Source organism: Saccharopolyspora sp. NPDC045941, assembly GCF_056431445.1.
The window spans coordinates 1-14,061 of sequence record NZ_JBWKKU010000118.1 but is presented as its reverse complement, the minus strand read 5'-3'; the positions used below and the strand labels follow the sequence as shown (position 1 = coordinate 14,061).

The window sequence follows — 14,061 nt, the reverse complement described above, 5'->3', positions numbered from 1 at the left end:
CCTGCTGGCGCGACAAAACCTGTTACAACCCCGCCCTGCACGAACCCGCCGAACAGACCCAAGCGGCATAGGGGTTGACTCAGGGATCTCACTGCGCCTCCTCAGCCCGCGACCGCGAGCCGGTGGTGCGAATGTCGATGACGAAGTCCGGCCCGTTGAACACGCCACGCGGCGTACGGACAGTGGCCGTGGCCACGTCGTGCGGACTGCGCAGCAGGATCTCCACCCGCCCGTCAGAGGTCATCGCTCGCCGCACGCCACTGCCGTCCTCGCGGGCGGTCAGGGCGCGGCCGATCAGCTCCAGCAGGCGGTGGAAGCTGTCGTGGTCCAGCTCGCCGATGCCGGACAGCCTGATCGGGCCCGGGGTGGCCAGTTGCCGCCAGGCGACCTCCAGCTCGGCGCGCTCCTGCCGGGCCTGCTCACGCCGGAGTCGTCGCACCTCTCCGACATCGCGGACCTTGCCGGTGCGAGCAACCCGTTCGGTTCGAGCGCTGCTGCGCAACAACGGCGATACCGGCACCGGTGGAGCCTGGGCCCAGCTTTCACCGCTGGAGATCAGCTCGCCGTCGTCGTGCGCGAGGTGCGCGTGCCGGGCCGGCCACATCCCGAACGCGGCGTTGAACAACCGGTGTGCTTCGTCTTCGCTGCCGCTTGCGGCGAACCACCTCGCAAGGGCACGGAAGTCCGCCGCCGCGTTCGTCGACCGCCGGCGCACGTCACTCATCCGGTCCAGTGCGCGCAGCAGTTGGACGATCGCGCGCCGGGCGATGTCCTGCAGTTCGTCGACCCGTGGCACGGCATCGTCCACGGGCCGGAACCAGCCTCGCAGCCCGGCCCACTTCGCGGCGCGGTGCCGCAACCATTCCGCCTCGGGATCCGAGAGGCTCAGCTTCGGCAGCTCCGCTCCTGCCACCGCGCGCAGGTGCAGCGCGTCGACATCCAGCTCCTCGACCAGGCCGACAGCCTCCTGGATGGTGTGGCGTCGCTGGTCCAGGTTGGTCACGAACTCCTGCAGGTATCCGACGGTGGCGCGCTTGACCTCCTGGAAGGTCGTCAGGTCCGGCTGGTCCGCGCGCAGCAGCCGCTGCAGCTCGCTGTTGAACTGCTTTGTGTTGGTCCGCAGCGCGTCAAGATGCCCTTCGAGTTCCATCAGCGTCGTGTAGATACGGCGGTTCGACGCAACTTCCGAGCTCATGAGGCTGTGCAGTTCACCGAGTCGCTCGGCGATCGCATCCAGCACAGCAGTCTGCAGCGCCCCGCTGGAGGCAAGCACGGATAGCGCGTGCTGCACGCCTTCGTACGCCGCCTCACCGCGCTTGGTGAGCAGGTACTGGAGGTTCTTGCGCTCGTAGTCCTCGGCTGTGGTGTAGTGCGCTGCGTGGTTCTGCACCACGTCAACCAGGCCCCACTGCCGCAGCCGCGACAGCGTCGCATCGAGTTCTTCGTCGGAGACCGGCTCGAACCAGCCGACCGACCTCAGCTGGGAGTGCACGTCGTCGAAGGTCAGCGCGGTTTCCAGCCGCTCGTTCGCTTCGCCGAACGCGCAAAGCGCGGCGGTGTGCAGGTCAGCGCGTTCGGTGGTGGTGAAAACGAACATCTCCCGCGGAATCCGCGGAAACGCAACCAATGCCCACCCCCGGCCTGACCGAAATACCCCCGTCCACGGTAGCGGCAGCCGCAACCGCCGGGTGGACTCCCACCGGTCAAGATCGAGCCGCGGATCCGCAGTCTGGAGGCCCGTTCAGCCGATGCCCTTTGGGGCCACGCGGGGCGCAGCCGGACATATCGGGCCGCCTACACTCGCGGGGGCGGATGTCTGCAGGAAGGTGCCCCGGAGTGATCAACAAGAGTCGGCTCAGCGTGCTGCTGGTGCGCACGGCGCTTTTCTTCGTCGCCGCCGTGGTGCTCGGCTTCATCTACGAGTGGCCGTCGTTCGCCGTCATCGCCGCCGTGATGACCGGCGCCGCCACGCTGGTGCAGCTCGGCGGGGTGCTGTGGCTGCGGCGCACCGAGAGCCGCGACCCGAAGTCCGCCAAAGAGCCGGTCCGGACGGACGGCTTCCTCTGAGGCCACCTTGCCGATACTACCCCCTGGGGGTATAACGGAGGTGTCGCCGAGGACCCCGAGGAGGTCGCAATGCACGGCTACACCCAGAACAAGGACGACTACGCCAAGCGACTGCGCCGCATCGAGGGCCAGGTGCGCGGCCTGGCCCGGATGATCGACAACGACGAGTACTGCATCGACGTGCTGACCCAGGTCTCGGCGACCACCAAGGCCCTGCAGGCGGTGGCCCTGGGGCTGCTGGACGAACACCTCCAGCACTGCGTCGCCGAGGCGGTGGCCGACGGCGGCGGACAGGCCGACGAGAAGATCCGCGAGGCCAGCGACGCGATCGCGCGGCTCGTCAGGTCCTGAAACCCAGCCCGGGTATGGTCGGTGTCGTGCAGGCGCGTTCGAGACTGGTGCGGTGGGGACTCCTGGTGGTCCTCGCGCTAGGCGTGGTGCTGATGCACCACGTGCCCGCGCAGCACGACCAGCCACACCCGTCGGCCGCGGTAGCCATGCATTCCGCGATGCCCACCGAGCACGGCGAGCCGCCCGCAGCGCCGGACCACGGCCTGCTGCACCTGTGCCTGGCGATCGCCGCCGGGTTCATCGCGCTCCTGCTCCCCCTCCTGCGCCGCATCGCCAGCGCCTCGGCCGAGAACCCGAAGCCGCTCGCGATCACGGCGTTCACCCGCTTCCGGCCGCCCACCCCGGTGCCCCGGCGGTTAGCGGTGTTGTGCGTGCTTCGGCGCTGATCGGCAGCTGAGCGGCCACGGATCCACGTGGCCCGCTTCCGCATGCCCTTTTCAGCTCACGAAAGACGAGGACAACACCATGAAGCGCACGCGCGTGCTCACCGCTGCCATCGGCGCGGTCGCGGCGGCGGCCGTCCTGGCCGGTTGCGGCGGCGGTGACGACATGAGCAACATGCCCGGCCACGGGGCGCCGACCAGCGCCACCCAGCCCGGGGCCGACCAGCAGGCGGCGAACAACGCGGCCGACGTCACGTTCGCGCAGGGCATGATCCCGCACCACGAGCAGGCGATCGAGATGTCCCGGCTGGTGCCGGAGCGGGCGCAGTCCGAGGAGGTCAAGAACCTCGGCCGGCAGATCGAGGCCGCGCAGGGCCCGGAGATCCAGACGCTCACCGGCTGGCTGCGCGACTGGGGCGCCCCGGCGTCCATGCCCGGCATGGACCACGGCGCCATGGGTCACGGCGACATGGGCGGCATGATGTCGGACACCGAGATGCAGCAGCTCGAACAGGCTCGCGGCGCGGAGTTCGACCGGCAGTTCCTGACGTTGATGATCAAGCACCACGAGGGCGCGGTCACCATGGCGCGGACCGAGCTCGACAGCGGCCGGTTCCCGGCCGCCAAGCAGATGGCGCAGCAGATCATCGACACCCAGCAAGCCGAGATCGACACCATGCGCGGCCTGCTCCCCCAGGGCTGACCACCCGCAGCGAGGGGCACCCGCGACCCGGTCGCGGGTGCCCCTCACCGACCACTCGACTTCGGCGCGGCGGTGGCGCTGGTCAGGACTTGACCAGCCGCGCGATCGCCTCGCTCGCCTCACGCACCTTCTCGTCGGCGTTCTTCCCGCCCTCGGACAGCGCCTCGGCGACGCAGTGCTTGAGGTGCTCGTCCAGCAGCCGCAGCGACACCGCCTGCAGGCCCTTGGTGGCCGCGGAGATCTGCGTCAGGATGTCGATGCAGTACTTGTCCTCCTCGATCATCCGGGCCAAGCCGCGGACCTGCCCCTCGATGCGCGCCAAGCGCTTCAGGTAGTTGTCCTTGTCCCCGGTGTATCCGTGCATCTCCGCTCCCATCGCCGCCGGTCCGGACTAGAGAGTACCCCCGACCGGTAGCAGGGCGGACGGCTCGACCAGACCGTCCACTGTGCACATTCGACCAGTTGGCCGGGTACGCGAACGATCAAGTGAATCCCGCCCGATCTTCCTGGCGGCACGTGTGCCGGGGCGCCGACCAGGGTAGGGCGACTGGGTGCCGGCGAAAGCGAGATCACCGGAGGTGGTAGCAGTGGCCGCAACAGCTCGGTTGCCCAAACCGGTCAGCGAAGCCTGGCACTGGCAGCTCCAGGCCGCCTGCCGCGACGTCAAGACGAGCAAGTTCTTCCACCCGGAGAACGAACGCGGCAGCGCCCGCGAGAACCGCGAACGGCGAGCGAAGCGCATCTGCGAGGACTGCCCGGTCATGCGGCAGTGCCGAGCCCATGCGCTGAAGGCCCGCGAGCCCTACGGGGTCTGGGGCGGCTTGGGGGAACGCGAGCGGCGGGACCTCATCGCCAGCAGCCGAGCCGCCTAGCAGGCGCGCACCGCGAGGACGATTTCGCGCGAAATCAGCGGCCCCCTCCCCGATTTCGCGCGAAATCGCCGCCGGATCGACCCCGCGTGGCGGCACCGTTTCGCCCCTGGAAATTCATCCGACATTTTCCAGAATCACATTTCTGTCCACAATGGATATTTAGCTACTCTAACATAAATCGGTCGAAATCCGGCACCAGCCAACGAATTCCACGACGACCACGACCGATGTAGCCCGCATCACAGCGAATTCGTCGCGACAGCGGGAACAAATGGATCGGCGTGATCGCTGAAGCCCGCGTCAGATTCCCTGAAATCTTCCGCGGTGAATTCGAAAGGCAATGATGGACAACGTTGCGGTGCAGAGCCCACCGGAGGCACACCGTGCGCGCCCGGTGACCGAAGAGCCGACCGGATTCGAGCGATTCCGGGTGATCCTCGTACTGGGGGCGCTCATCGCCCTCGGCCCCCTGACCATCGACATGTACCTGCCGGCGCTGCCGGCGATCGGCAACGACCTGCAGGCCTCCGCATCCACCGTGCAGCTCACCCTCACCGGCACGCTGCTCGGGCTCGGCCTCGGCCAGCTGCTGATCGGGCCGTTCTCCGACATCGTCGGCCGGCGGATCCCGCTGATCGCGGGCACTGCCGTGCACATCGTGGCGTCGGTGGCCTGCCTCTTCGCGCCGAACGTGGCGGTCCTGGGCGTCCTGCGCACGCTCCAGGGCGTCGGCGCGGCGGCCACGATGGTCGTCGCGCTGGCCGTGGTGCGCGACCTGTTCACCGGGCGCACGGCGGCCACCGCGATGTCCCGCCTGATGCTGGTGATGGGCGTGGCGCCGATCCTCGCGCCGACGCTGGGCGGCGCCATCCTGCTGACCGGGTCGTGGCGCGGCGTGTTCGGCGCGCTGGCGATCATCGGCGCGGGCCTGCTGGTCGTCGCCATCTTCGCGCTGAAGGAGACTCTCCCGCCGGAGCGCCGCCAGGTCGCGGAGTTCCGGCCGGTGCTGCGCACCTACCGGACGCTGCTCACCGACCGCGACTTCGTGCTGCTGGCGATCGTGGCGGCGCTGGCGATGTCGGCGCTGTTCTCCTACATCTCCGGCTCGTCGTTCGTGCTGCAGGAGCAGTTCGGCCTGAACCAGCAGGCGTTCGGGCTGGTCTTCGGCGTCGGCGCGGTGGCGCTCATCGGAGCGTCCCAGTTCAACGTCGTACTGCTCAACCGGTACACGCCGAAGCAGATCGTCACCGGCGCGCTGGTGGCCGCGACCGTCGCCGGCCTGGTGCTCACGGCGCTGACCACCACCGGGACCGGCGGGCTGTACGGGTTCATCGTGCCGCTGTGGCTGCTGCTGGGGGCGATGGGCTTCGTGCTGCCGAACGCCCCGGCGCTCGCGCTGTCCCGGCACGGCGAGGCCGCCGGGACCGCCGCCGCGCTGCTCGGCGCCGGGCAGTTCGGCCTCGGCGCGCTGATCGCGCCGCTGGTCGGCGTCCTCGGCAACGACGGCCCGGCGATGGCGATCACCATGACCGGCGGCGCGGCCGTCGCCCTGGTCGCCCTCGGCGTCGTGGTCAAGCTCGACCGGGGCGCCGAGGCCGTGGCGTGATCTCCGCGGCCGCCCTTGGAGACAGGACATAACGGACGGGGTTAGCATCACGGCTGGGTGATGGGAGTCATCACCCAGCCGTGAGGAGGACCGGATGCCGCAGACGCCGACCGAGCCGGAGAGCATCGATCTCGAGAAGCCCAACGCGGCCCGGGTCTACGACTACTACCTCGGCGGCAACCACAACTTCGCGATCGACCGCCAGATGGCCGAGGAGGCCATCCGGATGTGGCCGGAGCTGCCGCTGATCATGCAGGCCAACCGCGCGTTCCTGCGGCGGGCCGTGCAGCACTGCGCGGACCAGGGCATCCGCCAGTTCCTCGACCTCGGCTCGGGCATCCCGACGGTCGGCAACGTGCACGAGGTCGCCCAGCAGGCGGCGCCGGGCGCCCGCGTGGTCTACGTGGACACCGATCCGGTCGCCGTGGCCTACAGCAAGAACCTGCTGCGGGACAACCCGAACGCCTCGATCACCCGCGCGGACCTGCGCGACCCGGCCGCGGTGCTCGACTCCCCCGAGGTCGCCGAACAGCTCGACCTCAGCCGGCCGGTGGCGCTGATGATGGTCGCGGTGCTGCACTTCGTCGGCGACGAGGCCCGGCCGTACGAGATCGTCGCCAGGTACCGGGACGCGCTCGCGCCCGGCAGCTTCCTGGTCCTCTCGCACGCGGCCCCCGAGGGCCGGCCCGACGTGGCGTCGTCCCACGCCGACCTCTACCGCCAGCGCACGGCGACCCCGATGACCATGCGTCACAAGTCCGACGTCAAGGCGTTCTTCGAGGGCTTCGAGCTGCTGGAGCCGGGCGTGGTGCCGCTGCCGCTGTGGCGTCCGGCGGCCGAGGCGGACGTCGACGAGCACCCTGAGCGCTTCACCGGCCTCGCCGGGGTCGGCCGCAAGCCCTGATCACCCCGGCGACAGCACCGCTCCGCCGCGACGGCCGGTGGCGCTGCCGTCGAGCAGCGCCGGCACGCCGTTGACCAGCACCGTCGAGCAGCCCGTCGCCAATTGCCACGGCTGCTCGAAGGTCGAGTTGTCGACGATCGCGCCGGGATCGAACACGGCGATGTCGGCGGCCTTGCCCGCCGCCAGCACGCCCCGGTCGGTCAGCCGGGCGCGGGAGGCGGGCAGGGCGGTCATCTTCCGCACCGCTTCCTCGACGGTCAGCACCCCGCGCTCGCGCACGTAGCGCCCGAGCACCCGCGCGTACGTGCCGAAGCTGCGCGGGTGCGGGCGGCCCTCGCCCCGCTCGGACAGGGTCCAGCCGTCGCTGGCCACCGACACCCACGGGTGCCGGAGCACCGTTTCGACGTCCGCCTCGCTCATCGCGTGGTTCACGATCGCCACGTTCGCGGCGTGCTCCTCCAGCACCCGCAGCGCCGCTTCGGCGGGATCGGTGCCCGCTCGGCGGCCGATCTCCGCGATCGACAACCCCATGTGCGGACTCTCCGTGCCGATCGGCAGGTCGGCGATGATCACGCCTTCCGGGTCGATGTCGCGGCCGAACCTCGCGCGCAGCTCGACGGCGATGCGCTCGCGGACGGCGGCGTCGGCGAGCCGCGCCAGGAGCGCGTCCTTGCCGCCGTCGACCGCCCACGCCGACAGCCGGGACACCAGCGAGGTACTGGAGGCGGTGTACGGGTAGACGTCGGCGGCGACGTCGACTCCCCGTTCCCGGGCCGCGTCGATGAGCGCGAGGGCTTCGACGACCTTGCCGTGGTTCTCCGGCCCCATCGCCTTGAGGTGCGAGATCTCCAGCCGCGCCCCGGAAAGCTCCGCTGCCTCGATCGCTTCGCGCACCGCGTCGAGCAACGTCGCCGCCTCGTTGCGCATGTGCGTCGAGTACAGCAGGCCCGCCGATGCCGCCGCGGCGACCAGCGCGCGCACCTCGGCGGCGTCGGCGAACACGCCCGGCGCGTAGATCAAGCCGGTGGAGAAGCCCACGACTCCTTGCCGCGCGGCGGTTTTCACCAGCTCGCACATCCGCGCCAGCTCGTCCTCGTCCGGTGCGCGGTCGACGTCGCCGAGCACCGCGAGGCGCACCGCGTTGTGCCCGATCTGGAGCCCGACGTTGAGGGCCGCGCCGTCGACGATCTCGCGGAAACCGGCCGCGTCGCGCCAGTTCCAGCTCAGCGCGCGGTCGTCGATGATGCTCGCCCGGCGGATCAGGCCCAGGTCGGTGAACGGGAACGGCGAGTGCCCGCAGTTGCCGGTGATCAGCGTCGTGACGCCCTGGTGGATCTGCGTGCCGGCGCCGGGATGTCCTTCGAGGGTGTAGTCGGCGTGCGAGTGCAGGTCGATGAAGCCCGGCGCGACGACCTGCCCGGTGGCGTCGATCTCCCGCTCCCCGGCCAGCTTCGCGGTGCTGACCTCGGCGATCCGGTCGCCGACGACGCCCACGTTGCCGCGCCGTCGCGGCGCGCCGGTCCCGTCGACGACGTCGCCGCCGTTGATCACGATGTCGAACATGGAGCCTCTCCCGGTCAGCTGGTCTCGAAGAACAGGATCGCGGCGTACATCAGGCAGCACGGCACGAGCAGCGCGAAGCCGGTCAGCAGCGTGTTCTTCAGGTTGGTGGAACGCGCCAGGCTCATCGCGCTGACCATGTTGGCGTTGGGGAACGGCCCGTAGGTGTCCGCCTTGGACGCGAACAGCAGCACCACGACCCAGGCGCCGGTAGTGACCCCGACGCTCGCCGCGAGCTCGCCGAAGACCTTGTCCAGCAACACCACCTGCGCCGCGGTGGCGCCGGGCACGCCGACCCAGCCGAGCGCGGCGATCACCAGCGCGAACACGAACGGCGGCAGGCCCCGCAGGTCGGCGCCGTAGGTGTCGAGGACGACCTGGAACGGCTGCAGCTCGTCGATCGCGGCGAACAGCACCGCCAGCAGCCAGAACAGCAGGAACACGTTCACCAGCCGCGCCGCGCCCCGGTACATCTGGGTGGCGATCTCCACCGGTCCGAGCCCGCCGACCAGCCCGGCCACGATGCCCAGCACCGGCAGCGCGAGCAGCGGGAACGTGGTGCCCGCGCCCGAGACGATCGCGTACGCGACGCTGGCGACCAGGACGATGCCGAACGCCGCGGTCGCACGGCCGCTGCCGCGCACCGGCTTCTCGTCGGTGGCGCCGAGATCGGCCGCGTCGTACTCGTCGCCGGTGCCCTCGGTGCGCCGCTGCATCCACGGCACGATCAGCAACCCGGCGACCAGCGACAGCACCGCCAGCGGCCCCGCCCCGTACAGCAGGTACTGCAGGTAGCCGACCTCGGCCGCGCTCATGATGGCGACGTTGGAACCGGCGAACGGCGCGAGCGCGAGGCCCGCGCAGCCGCCGATGAACATCATCGAGGCGGTCGCGGAGCGGGTGAAGCCGAGCCGGGCGACGATCGGCAGCAGCAGCGGAGCGGCGATGGCGAGCGCACCCGCGAGGGTGCCGAGGCTGGCGACGAGGATGAGGCAGGAGATCATCACGCCGAGCGTCGCGGCGGTGCGGCTGCGGTCGCCGACCACGCGCATCACGCCGCGCACGATGGTCGCCGCGATGCCGGTGGTGCGTAGGATCTCGCCGACCCCGGCGCCGAGCATGATCACCAGGCCGATCACGGTGACCTGCTCGCCGAGCGATTCGCCGAGCAGCTCGCCGACCGCGGCGGGCGTCGGCAGCATGATCAGCAGCGCGGAGATCACCGCCACGACGGTCGCCACGATGATGTCCATGCCGATGAGCGCGAGCACCGCGTAGAGCACGATCGGCACCAGCCCCCACAGCGTCGGCGCCTGCGCGAACGGCCCGACGGCCGCGGACAGCACGAGTCCGGCGATGGCGCTGCAGGTGATGGTCAGGGACCGGGCGCGGGACCGTCCGGCGGGGGCGTCCGCGCCCGGCGAGGCGTCGGCACTGTCCACATTGCTCATGAGGACTGCTTTCTGTGGGTCTGGTGGCTGTGCTGGGCGATGAAGTCCTCGTCGACCTCGACGCCGAGCCCCGGGGTGGTGGGCACGGCGACGGCCCCGTGCTGCGCGACCAGCGGCGGGAACACCACGTCGCGGGCGTAGTACTTGTCGGACGCCGAAACGTCCGATGGCAGCGTGAAACCGGGCAGGCTGGACAGCGCGACGTTGGCGATGCGGCCGATGCCGAACTCGTGCATCCCGCCGCACCACACCGGCCAGCCCGCGTCGCGGGCCAGGTCGTGCGCGGCGACCGCAGTGGTCAGCCCGCCCATCCGGGACGCCTTGATGTTGAGGATGCGCCCGGCCCGCAGTGCGATCGCGGTGCGCAGATCGTCCAGGGTGTCGACGGATTCGTCAAGGCAGACAGGGGTTTCGATGCTCTCCTGCAGCTGCGCGGACGGCAGCAGCGCGCGCGGCGCGAACGGCTGCTCGATCATGGCGAGTTCGAAGTTGTCCAGCTCGCGCAGCAGCGCCCGGTGTTCCGGGATGTCGAGGTAGGCGCCGTTGGCGTCGACGTGCAGGTTCAGCGCCGGGAACGCGGCGCGCACCTGCTTCACCGGCTCGACGTCCCAGCCCGGCGCGATCTTCAGCTTCACCCGCGGATACCCGGCGTCGACCTGCCGCTGCACCTGTTCGAGCAGCTCGTCGATGGTGCGCTCGATGCCCAGCGACACCCCGGCCACCACGGTTTCCCGTTCGCCGCCGAGCGCTTTCGCCAGCGGCACGCCCCGCAACCGGCTCCACAGCGCCCATCCGGCGGCGTCGACGCCGGCGGCGGCGAAGCGGTGCCCGCGCACCTTGCCGTAGAGCTCGCCGAGCCGGCCCGGGTGCTCGACCTCGCGGCCGAGGATGGCGGGCAGCAGGTATTCGGTGGCGATCAGCCAGCTGGTCTCGACGGTGTCGGGCGCGTAGAACGGGTCGGACGGCGAGGCGATCTCGCCCCAGCCCACCGCGCCGGTCTCGTCGGTGAGCCGCACCAGGACGTGCTCCAGGTGGTCCTTGCGGTGCGAGCTGGTCTGGAAGCTGTGCTTCAGCGGAAGCCGAACGCGGTGCAGCGTCGCGCTGTCGATCTTCACGGGTTCTCCGATCCGGGGTTGTCGGCCTCGTCCAGGTAGATGCCCAGGGAGCGGGAGAAGCGGTCCCGCTCGCCGAGGCGGCGCTGGGCGCCCTTGGCGCTCGCGGTGGTCAGGGTGGCCAGCACGTGCGCGACGGCGGCGACGGCGGTCGGCGAGTCCGAATAGGACGCGCTCTCGGTGGGCACGACGATCACCGCGTCGGCGACGGCGGACAGCGGCGCGTCCTCGGCGTCGGTGATCACCACCAGCGCGCCGCCGGCGGCGGCGAACTGGCGGGCCACCTCGACGCTTTCGCGGCGGTAGCGGCGCAGCGAGAAGACGACCAGCACGTCGCTGGAGCGCACCTCGGTCAGCACGTCGATGGCCTGCACGATCCGGCCGTCGATGGTGGTCACGTTCGACAGCGACGCGCCCAGGTCGGCGGCCAGCAGGCACGCGTAGCCGAAGGACTTGCCCGCGCCCAGGATGAACCGGCGGCGGGCGCCGACCACCAGCGCGGCGGCCCGCTCCACCGATCCGTCGTGGCCGATCGACGCCATCGCCGCGTCCAGCGACCGGATCTCCTGCTCGACGACGCGCTGTTGCAGGACGGCCGCCGAGCGGCGCTGCACCCGCGCGTCGAAGCGCTGGCGGGGGCTGGCGAGGTCGCGGTTGGCGTTGCGGGCGGTCACGTTCGGCTCCGATCGTCGGTCGGTGGGGCGAACCAGTAAACCGAGGTCTCCGCCGAGACCTGGCGGCAGGACCGGGCCACGAGCCCCCGCGCCAGGAACTCGTGGAAACCTGCGCGCACTGCGGCACGCACCTCGGCGTCCTCGGCCGGGTCCAGCAGCGTCGGATCGGTCGGCAGCGCGAGCCAGCCGTGCGCGCCCCGCTGCTGCCGGCGGCCCCAGTCGGCGCGGGTGGCGGACGGGTTCGGGCCGGTCGTCGCGGCCGGCGCGGGCGGCCGTTCGAGATCCCACTCGACGACCACCCGGTCCGAGCGCTCGTGCAGGTAGAAGTCGTCGACATACCAGCGGCCGGACGCGCCGAGGACGTCCAGGTTGAAATGCGCGTTGCGGGAGATCAGCGGGTCGTAGGACCAGCGCATGAAGCGCATGCCGGTGTCGCGCGCGACGGCCGCCTGCGCCAGCTTCAGCCTGCGGCCCAGCCCGAGGCCCTGGCTCTCCGGGGCGACGACCGCGGCCTGCGAGTAGTGGTACATGCCTTCTCCGTCGCCGCCGCGCATCCCGTAGGCGAAGCCGAGCAAGGTGCCGTCGGCGGCGACGGCACCGACGGCGGAGCCACCGTTGCGCAGCAGCCCGGTCAGCAGCGGCGGGCTCAGCCCGACGTCGGGATTCTGGTAGCCGAAGACGCGCCGGTACAGCGCGGCGGCCTGCCGCTGCAGCTCGGCGGTGTCCAGGTTCTGCACGACGAAGTCGCCGGCCAGGACAGCCGATTCCGGTCCGCGCCCCACGACTCCTCCTCGCCCGGCGCATCGGGATGAACACCCGCTGCAACCGAACATATGAAACGTAACTCGGACAACATGAGCTGCTAAATCCGTTTTGTCAACAGGGTTGTCTCGAGAGAGTTCGGGTTATACGTTCCGTATCTGTGACTGATGCGTTGATCGATGCCCGGCCCGCCGACGCCGCGCGGATGCGCGACCGGCTGCACCGCTACGTCCGGTTGGAGACGCCGAGCGGGCAGGCGCCCGCGCTCGACGCCCTGCTCGACCTGCTGGAGCAGCGCTACGCGGAGCTCGGCGCCCGCACCGAACGACGCGCGCACGCCACCGGCGCGAACCTGCTCGCGCACTTCCCCGGCACCGGAGGCAGGCGGGACGAACGGCCGATCCTGTGCCTGGGCCACCACGACACGGTGTGGCCGGCCGGCACGCTCGACGGCGCGGTGCCGTGGCTGGAGCGCGACGGCCGGATCCACGGGCCGGGCGTCTACGACATGAAGGGCGGGCTCGTCGTCTTCGAAACCGCCGTGGAGATGCTCGCCCGGGCCGACCACCGGCCGATCACGATGATCGTGGTGGCCGACGAGGAGGTCGGGTCGCCATCGGCGCGCGAACTGATCGCCGAGCACTGCGCGAACGCGGTGGCGGCGCTCGGCTTCGAACCGCCGCACCCGGATGGCGCGGTGAAGACCGCCCGCTGGGGCAGCACCCGCGCGCGCATCAGCGTGACCGGCCGGGAATCGCACGCGGCGCTGGCGCCGGAGGACGGCGCGTCGGCGATCGAGGAGCTGATCGACCAGCTGCTGATCGTGCGCCGGATCGCGGCGGCGCACCCGGACATGCTGTGCAACGTCGGCACCATCGCCGGCGGCGGCCGGACCAACGTGGTCCCGGGAGAGGCGTGGTGCGAGATCGGCATGCGCTTCACCGGCACCTCGACCGAGCGCGCCGTGCTGGCGGCCCTGCGCGACCTGAGCCCGATCCGCCCCGGCACCACCGTCGCCGCGGACATCCTCACCAGTCGTCCGGTGTGGACGGACCCGGGGCCCGGCGAACTCGCCGAAACCCTGGCCCGAGCGGCACGAGCGGTCGGGCAGGAGACCGCGGGCCGCCCGGCCTCGGGAGCGGCGGACACCAACCTGACGGGATCCCTCGGCGTTCCCAGCCTCGACGGCCTCGGCCCGGTCGGCCGCGGCGCCCACGCCCCGGACGAGCAGATCGTCACGGCCTCCCTACCCGAGCGAGCGACCCTAGTGGCATCACTCCTCACCCACCTGTGACCCGTGGGGTGCGCAATTTCAATGGAAATCGAAGGTCCGATTTCCATTGAAATTGCGGAAGTTGTCCACAACCTCCGGCATGTCGTGGCCCGACACACCGGAGGACCGCAAGTTCCATTGAAATCGAAGGTTCGATTTCAATGAGCCTTTTTCATCCTGGTCGGCCCGCAGCCGCGGGTCGCAAAGCTGCACGTCGATGAGGCGCCGCATGCGCCGCAGGCGCATAACCCACCTACGACACTGGCACCGCCGCGGGTTCACGGTGCCCACCCCTCCGGGGTTCCCTCGGCGAGGACGGCCCTGACGCCGTGTATCGGACATA

General features: G+C 70.8%; 16 protein-coding genes. 8 read left to right on the top strand and 8 right to left on the bottom strand.

All coding sequences use genetic code 11. The features are described 5' to 3' along the window. Window positions 1–88: 88 nt before the first annotated feature. Window positions 89–1,597, bottom strand: a complete 1,509-nt coding sequence (locus tag AC07FN_RS44745) for a TIGR02677 family protein (RefSeq protein ID WP_478401176.1) — start codon at window positions 1,595–1,597, stop codon at window positions 89–91. 239 nt (window positions 1,598–1,836) lie between these two features. Between AC07FN_RS44745 and AC07FN_RS44740 the strand changes: the two genes are divergently transcribed. The 4 genes from AC07FN_RS44740 (at window position 1,837) to AC07FN_RS44725 (ending at window position 3,504) form a co-directional block, all read left to right on the top strand. Then, the gene (locus AC07FN_RS44740; protein ID WP_478401175.1) at window positions 1,837–2,067 is read left to right on the top strand and encodes a hypothetical protein; all 231 of its coding nucleotides are present in this window, start codon (window positions 1,837–1,839) and stop codon (window positions 2,065–2,067) included. Between the two features lie 69 nt (window positions 2,068–2,136). Next, window positions 2,137–2,418: a metal-sensitive transcriptional regulator gene (locus AC07FN_RS44735; protein WP_093259926.1), complete on the top strand. Its 282-nt coding sequence runs from the start codon at window positions 2,137–2,139 to the stop codon at window positions 2,416–2,418. A gap of 26 nt (window positions 2,419–2,444) precedes the next feature. Then, window positions 2,445–2,804, top strand: coding sequence for a DUF6153 family protein (locus AC07FN_RS44730; protein ID WP_478401174.1), 360 nt, complete (start codon window positions 2,445–2,447; stop codon window positions 2,802–2,804). Between the two features lie 79 nt (window positions 2,805–2,883). Beyond that, entirely contained in the window at window positions 2,884–3,504 is a 621-nt protein-coding gene (locus tag AC07FN_RS44725; RefSeq protein ID WP_478401173.1) for a DUF305 domain-containing protein, read from the top strand. 82 nt (window positions 3,505–3,586) lie between these two features. Here the strand turns inward: AC07FN_RS44725 and AC07FN_RS44720 are convergent, their stop codons facing one another. Then, window positions 3,587–3,868, bottom strand: coding sequence for a metal-sensitive transcriptional regulator (locus AC07FN_RS44720; protein WP_093259932.1), 282 nt, complete (start codon window positions 3,866–3,868; stop codon window positions 3,587–3,589). Window positions 3,869–4,091: 223 nt separating this feature from the next. Here AC07FN_RS44720 and AC07FN_RS44715 point away from each other — a divergent pair, with 223 nt between their 5' ends. From AC07FN_RS44715 to AC07FN_RS44705, 3 genes are all read left to right on the top strand, one after another. Beyond that, window positions 4,092–4,376: a WhiB family transcriptional regulator gene (locus AC07FN_RS44715; RefSeq protein WP_478401172.1), complete on the top strand. Its 285-nt coding sequence runs from the start codon at window positions 4,092–4,094 to the stop codon at window positions 4,374–4,376. A 394-nt stretch (window positions 4,377–4,770) separates the two neighbouring features. Further along, window positions 4,771–5,982, top strand: coding sequence for a multidrug effflux MFS transporter (locus tag AC07FN_RS44710; RefSeq protein ID WP_478401171.1), 1,212 nt, complete (start codon window positions 4,771–4,773; stop codon window positions 5,980–5,982). Between the two features lie 94 nt (window positions 5,983–6,076). Continuing rightward, window positions 6,077–6,886, top strand: a complete 810-nt coding sequence (locus tag AC07FN_RS44705; RefSeq protein WP_478401170.1) for an SAM-dependent methyltransferase — start codon at window positions 6,077–6,079, stop codon at window positions 6,884–6,886. Here the strand turns inward: AC07FN_RS44705 and AC07FN_RS44700 are convergent, their stop codons facing one another. Genes AC07FN_RS44700 through AC07FN_RS44680 form a run of 5 tightly spaced genes read right to left on the bottom strand, consistent with a single transcriptional unit; the run spans window position 6,887 to window position 12,465 of the window. Continuing rightward, the gene (locus AC07FN_RS44700; protein WP_478401169.1) at window positions 6,887–8,449 is read right to left on the bottom strand and encodes an N-acyl-D-amino-acid deacylase family protein; all 1,563 of its coding nucleotides are present in this window, start codon (window positions 8,447–8,449) and stop codon (window positions 6,887–6,889) included. It lies immediately after the preceding gene. 14 nt (window positions 8,450–8,463) lie between these two features. Continuing rightward, window positions 8,464–9,897 carry a Na+/H+ antiporter NhaC family protein gene (locus AC07FN_RS44695; protein WP_478401168.1) on the bottom strand — a complete coding sequence of 478 codons (1,434 nt, stop codon included), beginning with the start codon at window positions 9,895–9,897 and terminating at the stop codon, window positions 8,464–8,466. Next, a complete protein-coding gene (menC, locus tag AC07FN_RS44690) occupies window positions 9,894–11,012 on the bottom strand; it encodes an o-succinylbenzoate synthase (RefSeq protein ID WP_478401167.1) in 1,119 nt (372 codons plus the stop codon). Before menC ends, AC07FN_RS44695 begins: the two co-directional genes overlap by 4 nt. Beyond that, entirely contained in the window at window positions 11,009–11,683 is a 675-nt protein-coding gene (locus AC07FN_RS44685) for a MurR/RpiR family transcriptional regulator (RefSeq protein ID WP_478401166.1), read from the bottom strand. Before AC07FN_RS44685 ends, menC begins: the two co-directional genes overlap by 4 nt. Beyond that, window positions 11,680–12,465, bottom strand: a complete 786-nt coding sequence (locus AC07FN_RS44680; protein ID WP_452613763.1) for a hypothetical protein — start codon at window positions 12,463–12,465, stop codon at window positions 11,680–11,682. Before AC07FN_RS44680 ends, AC07FN_RS44685 begins: the two co-directional genes overlap by 4 nt. Before the next feature lie 140 nt (window positions 12,466–12,605). On the opposite strand from AC07FN_RS44680, the gene AC07FN_RS44675 reads away from it, so the two are divergent. Further along, complete coding sequence (locus AC07FN_RS44675) at window positions 12,606–13,739, top strand: M20/M25/M40 family metallo-hydrolase (RefSeq protein WP_478401165.1); 1,134 nt, start codon at window positions 12,606–12,608, stop codon at window positions 13,737–13,739. Window positions 13,740–13,757: 18 nt separating this feature from the next. On the opposite strand, the gene AC07FN_RS44670 is transcribed toward AC07FN_RS44675, so the two are convergent. Then, the gene (locus AC07FN_RS44670; protein ID WP_478401164.1) at window positions 13,758–13,964 is read right to left on the bottom strand and encodes a hypothetical protein; all 207 of its coding nucleotides are present in this window, start codon (window positions 13,962–13,964) and stop codon (window positions 13,758–13,760) included. Between the last annotated feature and the right edge of the window lie 97 nt (window positions 13,965–14,061).

Coding starts and splice junctions, on each gene's coding strand:
- AC07FN_RS44745 (WP_478401176.1), bottom strand. CDS start 1,597: ATGTTCGTTTTCACCACCACCGAACGCGCTGACCTGCACACCGCCGCG.
- AC07FN_RS44735 (WP_093259926.1), top strand. CDS start 2,137: ATGCACGGCTACACCCAGAACAAGGACGACTACGCCAAGCGACTGCGC.
- AC07FN_RS44725 (WP_478401173.1), top strand. CDS start 2,884: ATGAAGCGCACGCGCGTGCTCACCGCTGCCATCGGCGCGGTCGCGGCG.
- AC07FN_RS44720 (WP_093259932.1), bottom strand. CDS start 3,868: ATGCACGGATACACCGGGGACAAGGACAACTACCTGAAGCGCTTGGCG.
- AC07FN_RS44705 (WP_478401170.1), top strand. CDS start 6,077: ATGCCGCAGACGCCGACCGAGCCGGAGAGCATCGATCTCGAGAAGCCC.
- AC07FN_RS44700 (WP_478401169.1), bottom strand. CDS start 8,449: ATGTTCGACATCGTGATCAACGGCGGCGACGTCGTCGACGGGACCGGC.
- AC07FN_RS44695 (WP_478401168.1), bottom strand. CDS start 9,897: ATGAGCAATGTGGACAGTGCCGACGCCTCGCCGGGCGCGGACGCCCCC.
- AC07FN_RS44670 (WP_478401164.1), bottom strand. CDS start 13,964: ATGCGCCTGCGGCGCATGCGGCGCCTCATCGACGTGCAGCTTTGCGAC.